General features: G+C 40.0%; 19 protein-coding genes and 1 tRNA gene. 11 read left to right on the top strand and 9 right to left on the bottom strand.

What is annotated here, in order from left to right:
• Positions 1–29: 29 nt before the first annotated feature.
• Positions 30–416: an START-like domain-containing protein gene (locus tag ABD682_RS10615; RefSeq protein WP_344741310.1), complete on the bottom strand. Its 387-nt coding sequence runs from the start codon at positions 414–416 to the stop codon at positions 30–32.
• 132 nt (positions 417–548) lie between these two features.
• On the opposite strand from ABD682_RS10615, the gene ABD682_RS10610 reads away from it, so the two are divergent.
• The 4 genes from ABD682_RS10610 (at position 549) to ABD682_RS10595 (ending at position 3,963) form a co-directional block, all read left to right on the top strand.
• Positions 549–622, top strand: a tRNA-Met gene (locus tag ABD682_RS10610).
• A 524-nt stretch (positions 623–1,146) separates the two neighbouring features.
• On the top strand, positions 1,147–2,613 hold the full coding sequence (locus ABD682_RS10605) for a PAS domain-containing protein (RefSeq protein ID WP_344741309.1): 1,467 nt from the start codon (positions 1,147–1,149) through the stop codon (positions 2,611–2,613).
• Positions 2,614–2,644: 31 nt separating this feature from the next.
• Positions 2,645–3,292 carry a dienelactone hydrolase family protein gene (locus ABD682_RS10600; RefSeq protein ID WP_344741308.1) on the top strand — a complete coding sequence of 216 codons (648 nt, stop codon included), beginning with the start codon at positions 2,645–2,647 and terminating at the stop codon, positions 3,290–3,292.
• Between the two features lie 11 nt (positions 3,293–3,303).
• Entirely contained in the window at positions 3,304–3,963 is a 660-nt protein-coding gene (locus ABD682_RS10595; RefSeq protein ID WP_344741307.1) for a phosphoribosyltransferase, read from the top strand.
• On the opposite strand, the gene ABD682_RS10590 is transcribed toward ABD682_RS10595, so the two are convergent.
• Positions 3,945–5,285: an erythromycin esterase family protein gene (locus ABD682_RS10590; RefSeq protein ID WP_344741305.1), complete on the bottom strand. Its 1,341-nt coding sequence runs from the start codon at positions 5,283–5,285 to the stop codon at positions 3,945–3,947. The genes ABD682_RS10595 and ABD682_RS10590 overlap by 19 nt on opposite strands.
• 17 nt (positions 5,286–5,302) lie before the next feature.
• Positions 5,303–6,457, bottom strand: coding sequence for a baeRF7 domain-containing protein (locus ABD682_RS10585; protein ID WP_344741304.1), 1,155 nt, complete (start codon positions 6,455–6,457; stop codon positions 5,303–5,305).
• A 252-nt stretch (positions 6,458–6,709) separates the two neighbouring features.
• Here ABD682_RS10585 and ABD682_RS10580 point away from each other — a divergent pair, with 252 nt between their 5' ends.
• The gene (locus ABD682_RS10580) at positions 6,710–7,399 is read left to right on the top strand and encodes a Crp/Fnr family transcriptional regulator (RefSeq protein WP_344741303.1); all 690 of its coding nucleotides are present in this window, start codon (positions 6,710–6,712) and stop codon (positions 7,397–7,399) included.
• A gap of 116 nt (positions 7,400–7,515) precedes the next feature.
• The gene (locus ABD682_RS10575) at positions 7,516–8,019 is read left to right on the top strand and encodes a YciE/YciF ferroxidase family protein (RefSeq protein ID WP_344741302.1); all 504 of its coding nucleotides are present in this window, start codon (positions 7,516–7,518) and stop codon (positions 8,017–8,019) included.
• A 169-nt stretch (positions 8,020–8,188) separates the two neighbouring features.
• Here ABD682_RS10575 and ligD read toward each other — a convergent pair whose 3' ends face one another.
• The 3 genes from ligD to ABD682_RS10560 form a co-directional block, all read right to left on the bottom strand.
• Positions 8,189–9,106: a non-homologous end-joining DNA ligase gene (gene ligD, locus ABD682_RS10570; RefSeq protein WP_344741301.1), complete on the bottom strand. Its 918-nt coding sequence runs from the start codon at positions 9,104–9,106 to the stop codon at positions 8,189–8,191.
• 358 nt (positions 9,107–9,464) lie between these two features.
• Entirely contained in the window at positions 9,465–10,085 is a 621-nt protein-coding gene (locus tag ABD682_RS10565) for an NADPH-dependent F420 reductase (RefSeq protein ID WP_344741300.1), read from the bottom strand.
• Positions 10,086–10,796 (bottom strand): type 1 glutamine amidotransferase domain-containing protein, encoded by a 711-nt coding sequence (locus ABD682_RS10560; RefSeq protein WP_344741299.1) that lies wholly within the window; start codon positions 10,794–10,796, stop codon positions 10,086–10,088.
• Between the two features lie 68 nt (positions 10,797–10,864).
• Here ABD682_RS10560 and ABD682_RS10555 point away from each other — a divergent pair, with 68 nt between their 5' ends.
• Entirely contained in the window at positions 10,865–11,260 is a 396-nt protein-coding gene (locus ABD682_RS10555) for a winged helix-turn-helix transcriptional regulator (RefSeq protein WP_344741298.1), read from the top strand.
• A gap of 91 nt (positions 11,261–11,351) precedes the next feature.
• Here ABD682_RS10555 and ABD682_RS10550 read toward each other — a convergent pair whose 3' ends face one another.
• Genes ABD682_RS10550 through ABD682_RS10540 form a run of 3 tightly spaced genes read right to left on the bottom strand, consistent with a single transcriptional unit; the run spans position 11,352 to position 16,295 of the window.
• Positions 11,352–12,089 carry an SOS response-associated peptidase gene (locus ABD682_RS10550; RefSeq protein ID WP_344741297.1) on the bottom strand — a complete coding sequence of 246 codons (738 nt, stop codon included), beginning with the start codon at positions 12,087–12,089 and terminating at the stop codon, positions 11,352–11,354.
• A 34-nt stretch (positions 12,090–12,123) separates the two neighbouring features.
• Complete coding sequence (locus ABD682_RS10545) at positions 12,124–15,081, bottom strand: DNA polymerase III subunit alpha (protein ID WP_344741296.1); 2,958 nt, start codon at positions 15,079–15,081, stop codon at positions 12,124–12,126.
• Positions 15,081–16,295, bottom strand: a complete 1,215-nt coding sequence (locus ABD682_RS10540) for a DNA polymerase Y family protein (RefSeq protein WP_344741295.1) — start codon at positions 16,293–16,295, stop codon at positions 15,081–15,083. Before ABD682_RS10540 ends, ABD682_RS10545 begins: the two co-directional genes overlap by 1 nt.
• A gap of 52 nt (positions 16,296–16,347) precedes the next feature.
• Between ABD682_RS10540 and ABD682_RS10535 the strand changes: the two genes are divergently transcribed.
• The 4 genes from ABD682_RS10535 to ABD682_RS10520 all read left to right on the top strand — a co-directional run bounded on the left by ABD682_RS10535 (position 16,348) and on the right by ABD682_RS10520 (position 20,867).
• Positions 16,348–17,121, top strand: a complete 774-nt coding sequence (locus tag ABD682_RS10535) for an XRE family transcriptional regulator (RefSeq protein WP_344741294.1) — start codon at positions 16,348–16,350, stop codon at positions 17,119–17,121.
• Positions 17,118–18,458 carry an exonuclease domain-containing protein gene (locus ABD682_RS10530; protein WP_344741292.1) on the top strand — a complete coding sequence of 447 codons (1,341 nt, stop codon included), beginning with the start codon at positions 17,118–17,120 and terminating at the stop codon, positions 18,456–18,458. Before ABD682_RS10535 ends, ABD682_RS10530 begins: the two co-directional genes overlap by 4 nt.
• 110 nt (positions 18,459–18,568) lie before the next feature.
• Positions 18,569–19,657, top strand: coding sequence for a DUF2971 domain-containing protein (locus tag ABD682_RS10525; RefSeq protein WP_344741291.1), 1,089 nt, complete (start codon positions 18,569–18,571; stop codon positions 19,655–19,657).
• A 136-nt stretch (positions 19,658–19,793) separates the two neighbouring features.
• Complete coding sequence (locus ABD682_RS10520) at positions 19,794–20,867, top strand: DUF3644 domain-containing protein (RefSeq protein ID WP_344741290.1); 1,074 nt, start codon at positions 19,794–19,796, stop codon at positions 20,865–20,867.
• Positions 20,868–21,016 lie beyond the last annotated feature (149 nt).

The following is a 21,016-nucleotide window of genomic DNA, read 5'->3' as shown; positions in this document are numbered from 1 at the left end:
ACTTTATATTATATAATTTGAAGGCTTAATTAGGCAGAACCTAAAACTTGTTTCAGATCAGATATTTGATTTTCCCAAAGCATTTTTGCTTCATCAATTTCATCTTCTTCCGCAAAGTCAGTAACCATTAAAGACACATCCTTTGTAATCTCATCAACCTGAATTCGAATTTCAAAATAATAAATTTCCTCTTCATCCTCTACCCAACGAAATTTTACACTTTCACCACTCTTTTTTCTGATCAAACGGGCCTTTTCTTCACTCCCATCCCAGATAAAGGTAAAATACTCACCTCTGGAATTTACATTGTCTGAAAACCATTCCGATAATCCGGAAGGTGTGGATATATATTGGAAAAGTAATTGGGGGGAAGCATGTATAGGGAATTCTAGTTCAAATTTAATTTTGTCGTCCATAAATAGTCGTAAAATTTAATGATGCCCAATATATACATTAATTGATAAGTTTTACAATTATTTTCTAGAATATTTTCAAGAATTTATGTTTGCACGGATTAATAATGTTATTATCTTTGCAGCCTTAAATATGGCGAGGTAGCTCAGTTGGTTAGAGCGTCGGATTCATAACCCGGAGGTCTCGAGTTCAAATCTCGATCTCGCTACAACAGCAAAAGTTCAACACTCAGTGTTGGACTTTTTTTATGCACGTTACCGGGAGCTTGCTCACGAGTAAAAGTGGATAAAAATAGTAATGCGCTAGCATTTAGACTTTTGATATTATCCAGCTTCCCAAAAAAGATTATTAAAATCTCGATCTCGCTACAACAGCAAAAGTTCAACACCTGGTGTTGGACTTTTTTATGCACGTTACCGCGAGTTAGATTCCTGCCTGCGCAGGAATGATAAATTGTATTTAATATATTGATAGTACTTGTCATTCCCGCAAAGGCGGGAATCCACATCGTTCCTATTCTGGTAATGAAAAAATGGATTGTCATTCAGAGCGAAATGAAATGAAGCGAAGAATCTCAAAACAAGCGTATTTAAATCCTAAACATGCTATCAAAATGATATTCATCATTTTATCTCCCTTCAACATTTAATAGCTTTACTAAGACCCTTAAAACTTGAGGGTAAACCCCTTTAGTTTACAAAGTAAAACGCGTTTCATTTAATCTCTTTTAAGGTGAAAATTTCAGCAAAAATTCGGATCACAACCGGTTATATCATTAATCTTGTTGTAATTATTGCAATCGGTATCATTTATCTTAACCAGATCGCTTCACTAACTGAAAACGTAGCCTGGCACTGGGTATTATTCGGACTTATTATACTTTCCATCGGTATGCTCACTACCGTTTTTTTTATGCTGAAACACCAATTGAAGATTAAAAAACAATATGAGTTAGACTTAATAAAAAGTAAAAAACTACTTCAGTCTATTATAGATAATACCTCCAACCCCATCTCTGTTAAAAAATTGAATGGCGAATACCTTTTGGTAAACAATCAATACCAAAAATTGTTTCAGTCCAAAGCCGAAGACCTTATTGGAAAAACCAATCACGATTTTCTGCCGAAAGCTGTTGCCGATCGCTATCGAAATTCCGATATGGAGGTCATCAAGGAAGAAAAAGAAATTCACATAGAGGAAACTATGGAACAACAAGATGGCGAGCATATTTATCTCTCTGTAAAATTTCCATTATTCGACAACACAAACCGCATCTACGCCATTGGATCGATCTCAACCGATATCACCGAGCGAAAAAAAACAGAGCAGTCTCTTAAGGCCGCCAACACGTTCTTTGACCTGTCCATTGATAGTCTTGTTATTGCCGATAAAACTTCCTTCGTAAGAGTGAATCCTTCATTAAGCAATATATTGGGATACACGACTTCTGAACTATTAGCAAAGCCTTTTTCATCCTTTATTTTGTCTGAAGATCTTACGCGAACTTTTGAAGAGATTAAGACTTTGGATGAAGGTAAGGATATTATCAATTTTAAAAATCGATGGATTTGTAAAGATGGTTCAACCAAATGGCTTACCTGGAATGCAACCCTGGATAAAAGTACCGGACTCATTTATGCCGTTGTTCGGGATATTACCGAAGAACTTGAATTAAAACAGGAAGCTGAGGAAGAACGCAATGAATTACTAGAAAGTCAGCAAAAACTGAATATGATCCTTGAGAATATCAGTGATGGCGTTATTGTTGCTAATTCGGATAAGCAAGTGCTTATGGCAAATTATAGTGCTAATGAATTGTTTAAGATCGAAGATGATTACAGTATCTCCTTTGATTTTTCCGATCATTTTGAAGTATTCTATCCGGATGGAAAGACCACATTTCCATCTCAGGAATTGCCTGCACAACGCGCTTTAACAGGTGAGATCACCAATGATGTTGACGTGATCCTCAAAAATCTGGAAACCAAAGAGAAACGAAGAGTTTTACTTAGTGGTCGACCTATAGTCAATAGTCAGAATATTGTGGTTGCCGTTGTTGTTACCATAAAAGACATCAGCGTGTATAAAAAGTTGGAAGAGGATCTTGAGAGAAAAGACATGGAATCGCGAACTGTGATAGGTTATAAACGATCTCAGACCAAAAAAGGTAAGACCAAGACCTCCAAATCAGCTGAATAACGTTTAATAAGTCAGACTAAAAAAATTAAGTATGAAAACGATAGAACACCAATCCATTAAAATACCCGTTGGAGACAAGGAACTTCAGGGTATATTAACCATTCCCGTAGATGCCAAAGGATTGGTTATTTTTTCCCATGGAAGTGGCAGTAGCCATTTGAGTCCACGAAATCAATCGGTATCAAACAAATTAAACGATCATGATTTTGCTACTTTACTTTTTGATCTTTTAACGCCGGAAGAGGATCAAATTTATAGCAACCGATTTGATATCCGGATGTTAAGTGAACGTCTTATAACGGCTACGGAATGGGCCCATAATCAGGAACCTCTTAAAGATCTTCCTATTGGATATTTTGGAGCAAGTACCGGCGCTGCATCAGCCCTGAACGCAGCCGGCGCTTTAAGATCGCACATTAAGGCGGTAGTATCTCGTGGTGGCCGCCCGGACCTTGCCGATGCTCAGCTTATAAAAAATGTTTCGGCTTCCGTACTGTTATTAGTTGGCGGTTGGGACCGGCAAGTAATTCCACTAAATCAGGTTGCCTTTCGATTGTTGCCCAATAGTGCCAAACTTGAAATTATACCCGGTGCTACCCATTTATTTGAAGAGCCCGGAAAACTGGAACAGGTTACCGAAACGTCGATCAGATGGTTTCAAAACTATTTAACTCCTTAAAAATTAAAATTATGTTTACTGATAGAATTCAAGCGGGCCATTTATTAGCGGCGGCTTTAGGCGATTATAAGAACACAAATTCAGTGGTGTTGGCTGTACCCCGCGGCGGTTTACCCATAGGTGCCATTATTGCCAGAGCCCTCAATCTTCCCTTAGATATTGTTCTTACTAAAAAAATAGGACATCCATATAACCGGGAATATGCCATTGGTGCGGTAAGTTTAAAAAGTAAAATTCTTGATCCCGAAGCCTCCAGATCAGTATCTCCGGCTTATATCCAGGAAGAAATAAAACATCTGCGAACTGCCTTAAAAGACAAAATGAATTTGTATTATCAGGGGGATGAACCTTTGAAACTTAAGGGCAAAACCCTGATTGTTGTAGACGATGGTATTGCCACGGGAAATACCATTTTAGCAACGGTAAAACTACTGGCTAAAGAAAAACCAAAAGCGATCATTATTGCCATACCTGTGTCGTCTAAATCAGCGTTGACAAAACTTCAAAACTCCAATGATGTTTCTAAGGTGGTTTGCCTGTTGCAACCTGATAATTTCTATGCTGTAGGGGCATTTTACCAGGATTTTTCAGCGGTTTCAGATATGGAAGCCATTCAACTTTTAAAAGAGAATAAGAACAATCAAAAGATGAATTATACGCCCCAGGGATAAGTTTCCGGTATTTGATGTCCGTCGGGTTCTAGATGCACCGGATGTAATGCAGACGTTTTGTCTATATGAATAAACGCATCGTATCGCAAAGGAATATCACTAGGAACATAATTACCAAATTGCTCGTATTCCGGTTGATAGACCACACCAATAGCCCGATGTTTAAATCGCTTATCAAAATCGTGATCATCATGCCAGCCTTTGGTGGTAAATACCAGGTTCTCTCCTGCTCCGGCTTCGTGTAAAATAGACTCCCAACTATCTTCGGAGGCTTTAGGAACTTCCATGATCTCCATAGGATCACCCCAGTTCCTACCGGCGATTACCGTGCCTTTATAAGTTCCAAAACCAATCTTGAAGACCTCATCCGCATCATGATATACCGAAACCAGTTCTCCAATGTTAACCATGCCTTGCTTGCTCATATCAGTTGCCCGGGCATCACCCACATGGGTATTATGCGCCCAAACAATAGCTTTTGCATCATCGCCATGAAAATCCATTAAACGCTCCAAGGTTTCTACCATATGCCGATCTCTAACATTCCAGGAAGCACCGCCACCCTTCATCATAGTGCGATAATATCGCTCCGCATTCACGGCAACCATGGCATTTTGTTCCGTATTGAAAACGGCTTCAGGATCGGTATTATAAGTTGTTATTTTACTTCTAATATCCCGCAATAAATCAACCACTTCTGTTTCACAGGTCTTGGGGATAAGCCACGTCGCTCTGGCATAATCAGTACCTTCAAATCCAAAGGGCTCAAAGCACTTCACAGCTTCCATCGCTTTTAAATAGGCTTTAATATCTGTGTTTTTGAGGTATTTCATTAAAGCATCTAGCGATTCCCCTAAACTATAAACATCAAGACCATAAAATCCAACTTTATGCTTGGTCGATTTTTTATTGTTGAAATCTTTCAGCCAGTCAATAAACTCAATAACCTCCCAGTTCGCCCACATCCAGGTTGGCCAGCGGTTAAATTCACGAATGGTCTCATAAGCATTCTTAGCATGACCATCATAGTGCTTAACATATCGGTTAACGCGATAACAATCCGGACTATCCCCTTCAACCCCAACAAAAGAAAAGCCTTTTTCTTCTATCAACCGTTTGGTAAGGATAGCCCGCCACAAATAAAATTCATGCGTGCCGTGTGTAGCTTCTCCTAAAAGTACATATTTGGCATCGCCTATTTGTTCTATTAATGCATCCAGATCTCGGGGTTTGTTCAGAGTTTGAGCACGCCCTTTGATTTTATTAATTACAGCTTCGGATCGCTTTACAGCGCTTTTCGAATTTTCAGTTTGAGTTCTCATGATAAAAACATGTTATTTTATTGGTACAAAATGGCGTTCCATGATGAAGCGGAAAATGGCAGATCTTCCCTATCTAATTCATAGATTTTTCTGCCTTGCAAAAACAGGGTAACGCAAGCCAAATTGGTTAGGCTTACATTGGGCGACACATGTTTTTTGGCAATAACCAGATCATTGGTTTCGGGATTGAAAGTTCCCCAACTTTCATAGCCTTTTTCTAAAAATAAAATGGCCACTTTTTTGTGGAACATCGCCTTAAATATCGTTTTCATATCAAAGGCTGTTTCAGGGGTGTAGAGCTTATCTTTAAAAGATTTTAGGTCATTTTGGAAACGTGTTCTTCTTAATGGCGCCAACACGTGTTGCGCTTTAGCTTTTAGAACTTCTAAATTTTCATCTGGTTTTAGATTCGGTAGGAATTTATGAAACAAACCTGGATACGAATTGATCTTTTTATACGTTGCACATAAATGCTCCAGACCGCAAATAACAAGTGGTCTTTGCGCCGTATTCAATATCGGTAGAATACCTTTATTCACAGCTCTGAAAAATTTTTGAATTTCCAATCCTGAATCATCTTTTCCAGCACCCGAACCATGCATTTGTAACGTTTTGCTGCCTTGCTGCACACTGTGGTATTGCAAATGGTTCTCTTTGAAATCATAGCCTACTGTTTCTTCAAGAACCAAAGGCATAAGATCCTCTATCACCCGTTCTGTGATCGTGTCATTTTCAATTTCAAACAATTTTGCCTTATCAGATTCAAGCTGTAAAATATAAAAATCGAAAGGCTCAGCATAATGCACGATCAGTGGTTTTAAATAAAATGAGGCATTCACATACACGAAGGATTCCGGTGAAAAATTGAGCCTGATGGTTTCAAAAACAGTATCAGATAAAAAAATAGCTAGTCCTGCAGATTGTTCGCGCCAAAACGCATTGTCATCTATCAGCCTGGTTATTGGTTTTATTTTTTCGGTAATTACCTTATCCTGAAAACCTAATGCTTGTAAAATATCTTTTAGGTTTCGCAGTTCATTTTTCAAACGCAAATGATCTTCCTGTTCCAAAACCGCTGATCCGTAGCGATGGGTTGGGATATATACAGAAATACATTCAGCATGATGTACTGAAGCCAGATCTTCTATGATTTTTTTATTTAAATTTTTCATGGAAACAACTTATTTGGGTTACACAATGATGTCCTTTAAAGTTAGCTGAGATTCCCTTGAAAACATAGGACATAAGTCTCATTCTGAACCACTTTTATCACGGTTCATTTCATTTAAAAAAGTGACTTCCGAAATGATTTTTAGTGATATAAATCAATTAGTGAACAACTAAAATCAGGTAACTTGATGATAATCATTTTAGGATCAGGAGCTATTAAATATCTTTAACGACATCACCAAAATTGCAAGATCATGTGGAAAACAGAGGAGACACTATCCATAAATGGTTATTCGGACGAATCTGAAAAGACCTTGTTAGAATTTGATCTTTTTGAAAACAAGGATACTTTGGTATTCAAAAAAGGTCAGGTTGTTTATTTTGAAGGCAGTTCGCCTCAGGGTATTTATTTGATAAAAAAAGGTAAAGTAAAAGTTAGCAAATCCAGTTGTGGTGGTCGCGATTTTATTACTCATATTGCCACTGAAGGCGATATTCTGAGTTATGGCGACCTGGCACTAAATAGCCGTCATTCCGGCTCTGGTGTCGCATTGGAAGAAACCATCATATTTTTTATTTACAAAAGAGATTTTCAGGAAGCCTTGAAGGAACACCCTGAGTTTTTTGAACATTTTCTGGATAAAATGATTATTTACGTACGACAAATGGAAGCCAAGGCTTCTCAAATTGCCTACAAACCGGTTCGAGGTCGGTTAGCAGATGCCCTATTATATTTGGATACTAAATTTAATGGCATGCATCAAGATGCCTCCGAGATCAGTATTAACCGAAAAGATCTTGCCGGACTTATCGGAACCGTGAGAGAAACTGTCAATCGTTTATTGTCGGAATTTAGAGCTGATGGCTGGATCGATACTGATGGCCATAAAATTCATATTCTAGATCAAAAGGCCTTGAAGAAAACCTCTCAGATGTATAATTAACTAACGAATAAAAACCATTAAATATCCCACATCAGGACTATGAAAGTCATTCGTTTTAAGAAAGATAAGACCTAACTTACTGTAAAATTAAAAGTTTCATAAAAAGTAAAGAAGTCATGACAAAGCGCATTGAAAATTTAAAAGACGTTTTCCTCGTTAGAGGACGCGAATTATATAACGCATCAATAAAGGAGCAAAAAGAATTGCCAAAGATGCAAAAACAGGTTACAAATGAAGGCTTAAAACAGATCATTGATCTCGAATTGAGTTCTGCATCAAAACAAAGTCTGAGATTATACGATTTTCTGTCAAAATTTGAAATTAAACCCAAAGGTGAAAAGGATGAGTGCTGTCACTCCATCATCAAAGAAACCAATAAATTGTTGGCTAAAACAACCGATAGTTTTGTAAAGGATGTCGTTGTTTTGGAATCTATCCAACGATTGAACCATAACAATATGGAAACCCTGGGCACCCTGGCCACCTATGCAGATGAAATTGGAGAAGGGAAAATTGCAGCGTCTCTGCACGAGTTAGTCGACGAAGAAAAACGAATCGACAAGAAGTTGTCGGAATTGGCAAAGCTAAAAATCAATAAAAAAGCTGCTTCAGTATTCTAAACGTTTTAAAAGGTGAGTCTGTGAATGAGAGGCAGTTATAGAGCAAGTTATTTTATATCCTGGTTACATTGTTCTTCATGATTAATTAATAATGATGGATACAAAATAATCACTTGTTCGTAAGAGGGCGGTTTAAAAACCGCCCTCCGTATTGAAAATGTTTTGTAAATCAAAGAGATACATCCTGCTTTAAGGTGAGGACCGGTTTAAAAATATCACCAATATTTTGCAAGCGTTCTGGCATGTTCTTTATCGTAAAATCTGCCGGTGTTATATGGGCTTTGGCTACTTCCTCCCAGGAAATTGGGGCGGAAACAGGAGCTTTTTTGAAGGCTCGCACCGTATACGGTGCCGCGGTATTCCGGCTAATCACATTTTGCATATAATCAATAGTTACTTTATCTCCGGCATGGGTTTTTTGACCCTGTCGTTCTGAGGTAATTAATCGGGGATAGCGATCCATTAATTCCTGATCGATGGTTTTTGCCCATTCCCGAACAAATTCAAAACTGTATTTTGCTTTGATCGGAACATAAACATGCAGCCCCTTGCCTCCTGAAGTTTTGGAAAAAGATTTCAATCCGTGCTCCTTCAACAAATCGCGGAGATGTAAGGCGGCCTCGAGCACCTTTTTAAAATTGGTTTTCGGACTTATATCCAGATCGAAAATAACCATATCAGGATATTCATAATCCGGCATTTTTGAACCCCAGAGGTGAAATTCTATACCACCTTTTGAGGCTAGCCATAACAAACCTATGGCCTTATCTAATAAAGGAACCTGAATACTTTTATGCTGACTGATCTCATCGTAGGATGCCGTAGTAAAATGATCATAATGATCGGATTCTTCATCAAAATTTCGTTTGTAATAGGAGAAATCGTTGATACCACGTGGAAAAAATTGAACCGTAAAAGGGCGTTCTTTGAAATATGGTAAAAGTGTAGGCGCCATCGCCTTGTAGTACTCTAAAAGCTCAAGTTTACTAATGCCTTCACCGGGCCAATAAATCTTTTTTGGATTTGAAATGACTAAGTCATGATCGTCTATCTGCCATACTAATGGCGAAGTAGCAGGTGATTCCATAATTTCTAAAAAATATTGACACCTTTAAAACAGTAAGGGGGAATCCAAGATTCCCCCCTAATCTAAAATCCCACGTATAAGGTAAAATTTTAAACTTCAAGCTACAGTTATTACGATGTTATCTTCCAACCTAAATCTTCTGACGACCATCACAGAAAAACTAATTCATCCCAGAGGTTATTTTCGAAAAAATAAACCAAGTTTCAAAATCAGAATTAATGCAATCCAACTGTTTCCAGTTAATCCTTTATCGCTAACTTGATACATCAAATGTATAGCGAAACTATGAGGTTTACAATGACCTACGTGTGATGGTTAAGTGATTATAGTCACTTCAAATAGTTTCAACCAAAATGGGTTAACGTTTCAATATTTTGAAAGCGATCTCACGACCCTGACCCTGGAACATGGCCAGATTGATCCAAAACCAGGCAAATTGCTCCATAAGCTGGAATTTATCATTACCTCCAATATCATAACACGTTTCAAAACCAATATCAAGCGATAGTTTTTTAGCAACTTCCTTCGCTTTATGACTATCGCCGGCAACAAAATTATCAATGCGATGACCACCATAAACCGGATTTTCCATATTGTTAAATCCCGTTGTATTAAAACATTTTACCACATCCCGTGTTTCCGTATTGTTCAAAATAGCATCCGTGGTATTCGTAAATCCCTGAGGTCCTTTGCCCATGATGATATTCATGGCATCTATAATAATTTTGCCGTTGGTATTCCCAAGGGATTTAGCCACTTGATCAGCTAAAAATGCCGGCGTAGCCAGTACAATAATTTGAGCTTTATTCACGGCTTCTTTTATGTCATGTACCGTGGTATTGGCATTTTGTAACAAAGATGCTCCCTTAAAATCAGAAATGTTTCGAACACCGAGATAAATAGTATGTCCGGCCTCAGAGAACTTTGTAGCAAGAGCTCCGCCAACATTTCCGGTTCCTATGATTGCGATAGTCATCATTTAAATTTTTAATTGTTCTACAATTTTTTGGGCAGTAATTTCACCACTCATGTTTTGTTGTCCGGTAATAAGGTTTCCGTCAACAATAGCGAATGGTTTCCAGGCCTCCGACTTTTTAAAGATAGCACCTTTTTTGATCAATTCATCTTCAATACGCCAGGGCATGACCACCGCATTAACTGCCGCATTAGCCTGATCTTCTTCGGCATTGGTAAAACCTGTTATTTGCTTGTTCGCAACCAGAAATTGTCCCGATGCATCTGTTATGAAATTCAATACCGCAACCCCATGACATAAGGCTGCTGCAACCTTGCCGGATTCGTAGAAAGATAAAAATAGTTTGTGTAAATTTTTAGCACCTTCAAAGGTAAACATAGGCGATTGTCCACCGGCTACCATGATCGCATCATAATCATCCGGATTTATAGCATCCAGCGATTTGGTGTTTTCCAACTGTTTCATGAAAACAGCATCATCAACAAATTTTTTACTTAACGCGTCCCAGGCAGAATATTGACTGCTATCATTGGGATTACTCATCGGGTCCATAATCACCTGACCTCCCGCCGGACTTGCAATATCCCAGTCTATGTCTGAGTTATTAAAAACAGAAATTGGGTGAAACAATTCGGAGGCCCAAAAACCAACCGGATAATGAAGCGTAGGGTGTTCGGATGGATTGGCTACAACAATTAATACATTTTTTTTCATAGTGTTTTATTTTGTGAAACCAAATGTCGAATTAATACTTTATTTTTCCATGTAATACACTTTTAAGTATGATACATACTTTTTGGAAAGTATTAGTATTTAAAGTACTTTTGAGTATGCCGGACTTCATTTACAATGGTAAAACATATTATAATCCAGTAGAATTTGCCATGGATCGGATTGGTGGCACCTGGAAAATGCCTATTCTTTGGCGTTTAAAGGATCGTGTTATGCGCTACAGCGAACTCAAACGTGATATCCCGCATATTTCTGATAAAATGCTAACCACGCAATTACGAGAACTGGAAGCAGATGGGTTTATACACCGAAAGGTTTATGCCGTTGTACCACCGAAAACGGAATACAGCATGACGCCAAAAGGCATGGAATCCATTACCATTATTGAAACCATCCGCTCTTATGGATTGAAACTCATGGAAGAATCCAAAATCAAAACAGGATAAAGGCTTAACTTGAATTTCATGTTGAGGCCAAATTTCACTATTTCCGAAGAAATTCAGTCTTGATGATTTGACGCGTTTTATGCCTTTCAAATTAAAAAATTTCCTCTAGAGCCTCGTATTTTACTTTATCTAAAATATCAGGGACATCACTATCAACTTTCGTACTAAACAGATCCTTACTCACCGGATAATAATCTAAACTTTTATCTGGATAAGGCGTTGCTAAAACAGAGGCAATAACCGATTCATCTTGCTCATCCGACAGCCAATTATGAACCTGTACATCCGTTAAGATCACCGGCTGACGCTTTTTAACATTATGGATCTTTTCGAAAAGTGGACTTGCCTTTTTAGTCAAAATACTAAAGGTCACATAAGTCCCAATGAGCGTGTAAATTCCCGCTAATGACAAGCCTTGATCACTTTTATCTTTGATGAAGAAGGGATACTTTTTCTTTTGATGATCATGGGGTTCAAAAAAACCATTTACCGGGATCACACAGCGTTTTGTTCTGATGGAATTACGGTATAGAAAATGATTGAATACTTTTTCGGATTGCGCGTTTAGTCCACCGCCGAACTTCACCGCTTCTTTGTAATAGGGTTTAATGTCGTCCGGCTGTTTGTTTTCCGGTACAATACCCCAGACGCCCGGTGCCAGAACCTCAGGTTTTTGCTGCGGAATGAGTAACACATTCGGATGCGCAAAACCATTCAAATGATAATGCGGTTTATCAACTATAGTTCGAATGGATTCGTCACTCAGTTTGACCTGATACCGTTTTTCTAAAGCGCGGCTATTTCTGGTGGTGGAAATATGAAAACACATGGTGGTTGTTTATACCACGGAATTTACAAAAATTTTAATTCAATCGCGGATCGGGTTTAAGAGCCAGTTTTCGGGTACGGATCACTTCAATACTGTAAAAACCGAATTCTTCGATCACCTTTCCAAAGCATTCATAAACCCCGATCCCGTGAATGGGATACTTTTCCACCACATGGTGAAAATGCACTGCATCAAAGTAATCGCCCTGGGCATCAATAAAGGTTGAAAAACGCATGATCTTATTGTTGGATGCCTTGTGATAGCGTGTATTCACAAGTTTGCCATACAACAAAACCGGTTTGTTCACCTGGGTTTTCATATCCTTCGCAAAAATATGCGGCTTAAAGGCTTCATTCACCAAACTGAAATAATCAAACAAAGGAAAGCCCAGTAATTCCATCTGATCATAAGCATCTTCCACCCAACCCGACACCAGTTCCGGAAGCGTAAAATTCTTATGATTAGGGCGAAACAATTGCTTTTGTTCGGTATGCGGTTTGGAAACATTCAGTTTGAACATGGCATGCCATAACAAGGTTGCTTTTGGTACGCCCGTAAACCGAAAGGCTCCGATACGGATCAGGATCGTGAGCTGCTCGATACTGATGGGAACCCGATCGATAAAGTCATCGAGAGATTCATAGGGTCCGTTGAAATTCCGTTCCGTCAACAGGCGTTTTACGGTGTAATGCTCCAGATTTTTCAAATAGCCTAAACCGAGATAAATAGTGTCGCCCACAATGGTATTCGGGTGATCGCTGTTATTGATGCAGGGCGCTTCGATATGCGCACCACACTGCTCCGCTTCGTGAATGTAATGCTCGGTGCTGTAAAAGCCACCGCCATTATTGAGCACCGCCACCATAAATTCCAACGGATAATAACATTTGAGATACAGACTCTGGTAACTCTCCACAGCATACGACGCCGAATGCCCTTTCGCAAACGCATAACCCGCAAAACTCTTGATCTGGTTCCAGACCTCAAAAATGAGATCGTCGTGATAGCCTTTAGCCCGACAATTGGCTATGAATTTTTCTTCCACGGCCACGAATTCTGCTCGCGAGCGGAACTTCCCACTCATCCCGCGTCGCAACACATCAGCTTCGCCCAGCGTGAGTCCGGCAAATTGATGCGCCACTTTCAACACATCTTCCTGGTACACCATAATGCCATAGGTTTCCGGCATGATCTCCAGCAATACCGGATGCCCTTCCTTACGGCGTTCGGGATCGCGCTGCCGTTTGATGAATTCCTGTTTCATCCCCGAATCAGAAACGCCTGGACGAATGATCGAGCTCGCCGCCACCAAACCCAAATAATCCTGCGTTTGCAGCTTTTGCATCAGACCGCGCATGGCCGGCGATTCCACATAATAGGCCCCCGTGGCTTTGCCGTTCTTCAGCATAGCATTCACCTTCGGATCTTTTTTAAAAGTTTCCACATCAGTGATATCGATAGGCGGATCGTCGGGTTTGTTGTATTTGATGATCTCCAGCGTGTCCTTGATCTTCGCCAAACCACGTTGCCCCAGAATATCGAACTTAAAAATGCCCACATCTTCCGCGATGATCATATCAAACTGCACGGTCGGAAATCCTTTAGGCGGCATATCGGTGGCCGAAAAATAATGTACGGGTTTGTCCAGGATCAAAATACCACAGGAATGCACACTCACATAATTGGGAAAACCCTGGATGAGTTTGCTGTATTTCAACACCAGATGCCCAAACTCGTCCAGCTCCGGTTTTTCGTATTTCCCCACGCTGATCTTATCGATCTCCTCTTTCGGTAAACCAAAGACCTTCCCCAGTTCCCGAATCACAGCACGATACTTAAAGGTGTTATACACAGCTAAAAGCGCCACATGTTTAAAACGTTTAAAAATATACTGCGTGATCTCTTCACGTTCTTTCCAGGAAAAATCGATATCGAAATCCGGGGGCGAACTGCGATACGGATTGATAAAACGCTCGAAATACAGATCCAGTTCGATGGGATCCACATCCGTGATCCCAATGAGATAGGCCACAATACTGTTGGCGCCACTGCCCCGCCCCACATGTACAAAACCGCGGCGTTTCGAAAAATCAACAATATCATGATTGATCAAAAAATAGGATACAAAATTCATCTCCCGGATCGTTTTCAATTCGGTTTGCAAACGGTCCTTGATCTTTTGGCTGGGATTTTTATAACGCTTCGGCAAACCTTGTTCGCAAAGCATTTTTAGTCGTTCAAAATCGGCATCTTCGTTTTCTAAATACACACTTTGGTTCTGCGAGATCCGATCATTTCCAAAATCAAAATGGATCGTACATTGCTCCAACAACGCTTCGGTATTTTCCAAAATAAAATGGAAATTCTGAAAGACGTCCTTTAATTTTTCTTTGGAATACATCACATCGGTTTCCAGACATTCCTCCGTTTTCGGGAGTTTGCTCAACAGCGTATTGTTATCGATCGCCCGCAGCAAGCGATGCGCATTAAAATCGCGTTTCGCCCGAACGGTCACCTGCTGTTGCAGCACCAGTTTATCTTTAAAATCCTTGTAAATGGTGAAGGGCAAGCGTTTCATTTCTTCCACAGAAACCCCAATAAACTCATGGGCTTTGAAGCTCTTTTTTTCCAATTGCAGCACTTGCTCGAACGGATACACCACAAACACGTCTTTAAAATCGGGAGCACCTTCAGGAATCTTTTTTTTCGCATGCGAATGCTCCGATAAAAACCGATTCAACTCATAAAACCCTTCATTATTCTTCGCGATACCCACAAACTGCTGTTTCGCACCATTCCGAAAATCGATGCCTACCACGGGTTTGATGCCGTAATCTTTCGCTTTGCGTATAAAATTCAAACAGGCTGAAGTATTATTAATATCGGTCAGCGCCAAAGTTTTAAAGCCAAAGGCCTGCCCCAGTTCCAGAAGGTCCAGTTCTGAAAAAGTGCCGAAGCGTAAGGAATAGTATGTGTGACAATTCAAATACATTACTGATTGCGATGTGCTAATAAGGTTGGTGGTTCGCCGCTGAACGGATTGTGAAAACGCCCGATGGTTCGTGCGCCCATGCCAGCCGCTTTTTGGATGCTGAGTTCGCCGTAGCGGTTTCGGATGGTGTCCATAGCGTCGTACAGCCGGAGCATTTCTTCGGTATCATCGAACAAATTGATCTGGTAATTCCCCGTTACCAGATCGCTGAATTTCACGCCCACCAAACGGATCAACAGGCGGCGTTGGTAGAGTTTATCAAACAATTCCATCACTTTAGGGATCAGGATATGATCGGCACTGGTATAAGAAATCTTTAGCTGTTTGCTATAGGTATTGAAATCGGAATAGCGGATCTTGATACTGATACAGCCCGTTAATTTCTCACCGCGACGCAACTGAAACGCCAGGTTTTCCGCCATGGCGAAAATGGTGGTACGCAGTTTGGTGATATCGGTGGTATCCTTCCCGAAAGTGCGCTCCGTGGAAATAGATTTACGCTCGTGAAACGGTACCAGCGGCGGATTGTCCAAACCATTAGCCCGCAGCCAGATCGTTTTGCCGTTCTGTCCCAAAACACTGGTCATCATTTCCAAAGGCATCTGCTGCACCACACTTACCCGATCGATCCCCAGATTCCGCAGCACCTGAAAAGTTTTATTGCCTACGGAAGGAATTTTTTTAATGGACAAGGGTGCCATGAACGGCTTTTCAAAACCTTCATCGATCCGTAATTGATTATTCGGTTTGGCTTCACCGGTAGCGACTTTCGATACGATCTTGTTGGCCGACAAACCGAAGGAGATCGGCAGACCGGTTTCTTTAATGATGGTCGAACGTAATTCGGAGGCATATTTATAGGTTCCAAAGTAGTGATCCATACCACTCAGATCGGCATAAAATTCATCGACACTCGCTTTTTCGAACACCGGTACTTTGTCTTTGATGATATCCGTAACCAAACGCGAATATTTGGTGTAAATGGAGGAATTTCCACGGATCACCACCGCTTCCGGACAGAGCCGTCGCGCCAGCTTCATCGACATGCCCGAATGCACCCCAAAACGACGCGTTTCATAACTGCAGGCCGCCACCACACCGCGATCGCCCGTACCGCCCACCAACAAAGGTCGCTTCTGTAACTTACTGTCTATCAAGCGTTCACAGGACACAAAAAAGGTATCCAGATCAAGATGTAAAATCTGTTGTTTCATATCACAAAATTAGCTACATTTACAAGCAATTATTGCCAATATTTGTAGCATTATGAAAACCATCTCAAAAAATCTCCGACATCTTCGGCAGCTCCGGGGTGTAACGCAGGAACTCCTGGCGGAAGACCTCGGCGTCACCCGCTCGCGTATCAGTTCGTATGAAGAAGGCCGCTCGGCACCCACCATCGAATTTCTCATCCAGCTGTCCGATTATTTTAAAATTCCGATCGATATTTTATTGCGAAACGACCTCAGCAAGGCGCAGGATACCTCCTTTATTGAAGTGGGGAATAAACGCGTGCTTTTCCCCATTATGGTCGATTCGGATAACGAGAACCTCATCGAAGTGGTGCCCGTAAAAGCCTCTGCCGGCTATCTGGACGGTTATGACGATCCGGAATACATCGAGCAGCTGCAAAAAATAAAACTGCCTTTTTTACCTACCGGAAAACATCGCGCGTTTCCCATTAAGGGCGATTCCATGCTGCCCATGAAAGACGGTTCCTATGTGGTGGGGCGTTATATTGAAGACCGCCGCGACATCATCAGCGGGCGCACCTACATCATCATCAGTAAGAGCGACGGGATGACCTACAAACGCGTGTACAACCAGATCGCCGAGAACAACACCCTGCTTTTGGTACCCGATAACCAAACCTATCATTCGTATGAGATCCCGATAGACGAAGTGCAGGAGATCTGGGAATTCACCTGCAGCATCAACACGCAGGAATACGACGAACAGGAGCTGAAACTCTCCAGCATCATCACGATGTTCAACAGTCTGGGTGTAGAGTTGAAGGCCTTAGAGAAGTTAGTGAAATGATGTACACCATTATCGATATTGAAACCACCGGCCGCGGCAATAAGATCACCGAGATCTCTATTTTTAAATACGACGGCGACACTGTGATCGACGAGTTTACCTCTCTGGTAAATCCCGAAGCCCTAATCCCCACACACATTACCGCGCTTACCGGGATCGACAATGCCATGGTAGCCAATGCGCCCGTATTTGGCGACATTGCCGAACAGGTATTGACCATTACCGCAGACTGCGTATTCGTGGCGCATAATGTGAATTTTGATTACAATATTATCCGCAGCGAGTTCAAAGTGCTTGGGATCAATTTTACACGACGTAAGCTTTGCACCATCCGTTTGGCGCGCCAACTGCTGCCCGGTCACCGCTCCTACAGTTTGGGGAAATTGTGTGCTGCTGAAGGCATTCCTATTGCCGATCGCCACCGAGCCCGCGGTGATGCCGAAGCGACCGTGATCTTGTTTGAGCGATTGCTGAACGCAAAAAATGCCGAGCAGGTGATCTCCACCTTTTTCAAAAAGAGTTCGAAGGAAGCCACGCTCCCGCCCCACTTACCTGCGCCGGTATTTGAGAGCATTCCTGAGGCGCCAGGCATCTATTTATTTAAGAATAAAAAGGGTAAGATCATTTATGTGGGCAAGGCGAAGAACCTGAAAAAACGCGTACTGGGGCATTTTTACGACAAGTCGGATAAGGAACTGCAGTTGTGCCGCGAGATCGCCGATATCGATTATGAACTCTCCGGCAGCGAACTCATTGCCCTGCTGATGGAAGACGCCGCCATTAAAAAACATTATCCCTATTACAATGTGCAGGCGAAACGCAACCCCATGGCCTATGGGATCTTTAGTTATGAAGACCGCAACGGTGTGCTGCACCTGGCCTATAACCGTTTGAAGAACTGTCCACAGCCCTTTATGACCCTGTACACCATTACCGCCTGCCGCAACTTTTTGGAACGGCTTTGCGAGACCTACACGCTCTGCCCGAAATACTGCCATTTGCAGGAAGGCGTGGACCAGTGTAACCACTATAAAATAACAACTTGTAAAGGCGTATGCCGCGACGAAGAAGCCCCACAGCAGTACAACCAACGCGTTAAAAAAGCGATCGTGCAAACCACGGCTACCCTGCAGGACAACATCATTAAACAACCGGGGCGCACGGCGGACGAAGCCGGCTTTATTTTAATAGCCAACGGCGTGTATAAGGGTTATGGTTTTATAGACCATACGCTGCAAATAACGCATACGGAAGCTTTAGAAGACCATTTGATCCCGCAGCAGGATAATGTGGATGTGCGGAAGGTTTTGCGGAGGGAGTTGTTGCAGCTGCGTTAATAAGTGTTTATAACTTTTCGCTAAGCCTTGTAAGGGGTTTTGTATATTTGGAGATAAACATAGGGTAGCTAAAAGCAATTGTGTTTAACTGACTGTTGTAAGCAAGCTGAATGAACAACATAGAAACATACGAATTCAATGATTTTAAATACGTCAAAGATTATAATTCTTCTGACCATAAAGCGATTATTGAACACAATAAGGAAAAGCCAAAAAACATATTTAAGTTTTATGCAATTTCGAGATTTAGTATAGATGCATTAATTAAAGGCTACTTCTATGCATCACATCCGATTGAATTAAATGACACTCTTGATTGTAGTCCTTTTTTATGGTATACAAGTAAGCCGATTGATATTGAACAGTATAAGAGACTTTGGGGTAATATTCTTTCTGACAAAGAATTAAATGAGTATTTCGAAGAAGATTGCAATAAGGAAAACTTATGTAAAGGATTTATTTCCAATGTTTATGATACTGCTACTAACTTGTTTGGAATTATTTCTACAACTGGTAAAGAAAATAATCCTTTAATGTGGCCTCATTACACACAAGAAAAGGGTTTTCAAATTAAGTTCAATACTTCTAAATTAGAAAAAAGCATTGAGAGTAAAATAACTGACGACGAGGAATATTTGGGCTTATATCCTTTAAATTACTCTCAAAAACTATCGCCAATTGATGTTAGTGCTTATAGAACAATGCTTGTTCCTTTATATTATGCCACCAATATTAAATCAGAACAATGGAAATATGAAGATGAATGGAGATTTATTGTTGGAAAACAAAATATGGGAGTTCCCTACACTAAATCAGGACTTGTTCAAAGAGAAGATTATATTGTTGATAAAACTAACAGATATGTGTTTTATGACAGAGACCTTGTTGAAGAAATTTGTCTTGGTCAAAATTTTTTTAATGCTCGTGAGTTCGAAATAGAATGGTTAGATAAAAAAAACATAAGAGTTAAACCGAGAGATATTGAAAACAATTGGGAATATAAAAACCAAGTCCTACTTTTAGAATACATTGTTGAAAATTTAAACGATAAACTTTATTACTCTGGAGTAAAATATGAACTTGACGACAATGAAGAGCATTTTCTGATACGAACTAAAGAAAAACTTGAAATTAAAAAGACTGATAACGATTCATTTGTTATTACAAGAACTGATGATATAATAAGACTAATGAATTAAAAAGCCAGCTTAAAACAATGGTTATAAATAATTGCCTTTTCTCGTCTACTTCTGAAAATCCGCGAGGATTTTCAGTTTGGTGTGTACTTGCAAAGTTAAGCACTAACCCACGCAACTACTCATAGCCGAGACCGCTGTGCAACATTTAGAAACAATGCCTAGAGGATTACCAAAAGCAGTAAAAAAGTGTCTAGAAAAGTCGAGAGATTCGGCTTTACTTGCAGTGGAAACATACAATAAACCTGCAATTAAATTTAAATCAGGAGGCTATATTGTTCTAATGGTAATTTCTTGGACAGCTTTATTTCACGCTATTTTTTTCAGACAAAAAAAGAAACCTTTCTACAAAAAAAATAACAGATTTGAAAAAAAAGATGGAGATTATTGTTATTGGGAATTAAGCACTTGCGTTTCAAAATATTTTGTAGCAGACACAAATAATCCAATTAGAAAAAATTTAGAGTTTTTTATTCCATTAAGGAATATGGTAGAACATAAATCAATCCCAGAAATTGATTCTGATATTTTCGCAGAATGTCAAGCAATGCTTCTAAATTATGATAAAATAATGCTTAAAGAATTTGGTAATAAATATTGCCTAAGAGAGTCACTTTCTTTTGCGCTTCAGCTTTATCCATCATCGAAAAGTTTAAATAATGCTATAATCGCTAATCCTTCAACTAAACCAATTGTAGACTTTATAAAGGCATATCGTAGCGGAATTACAACTGACATAATGAATAGTGGTGAATATTCGTTTAAGGCATTTCTAATTCAAGTTGCCAATCACCAAACAAAAAACACTTTACCAATTCAATTTGTTGCTTACGACAAATTGGATGATACGCAAAAAACCAATGTGAATAGAGTTGCTGCATTAGTTAAAAATAAATTCGTACAAGTCCCTGTAACAAACAAAGATTTACTCAAACCAAGTGTTGTAGTTAAAAAAGTACAAACAGCATTAGGCAATCCTAAAATAAATAAAAACGGAAAGGAAAAAGACAAGTTCAATATGGACACGCATACTAGATGTTGGAAGAAATATCAAGTTAGACCTGAAAACGGAAATGAGAACCCTGAATTAACAAAACCTGAATACTGTGTTTATGATCAACCAAACGACACTTATCTTTATACAGAAGACTGGTCTGATTATTTGATTGAGGAAATGGCAAAAGAAGATGAATACAATAGTCTTTATGAATAAAAAACATTATACAACAATGTATAGCCTCAATTACGACGGATTCGACTACGTCCGAATCCACTCGGAATTACTAAAGCCTATGCTAAACCTAAAATTAACACATATTAACCCGTAACTGACGGTAATACGAGACCGTTGTAGGTGAATTG

Source organism: Gaetbulibacter aestuarii (genome assembly GCF_039537665.1).
Lineage (GTDB): Bacteria > Bacteroidota > Bacteroidia > Flavobacteriales > Flavobacteriaceae > Gaetbulibacter_A > Gaetbulibacter_A aestuarii.
This window is presented reverse-complemented; position numbering and strand designations above follow the sequence as displayed.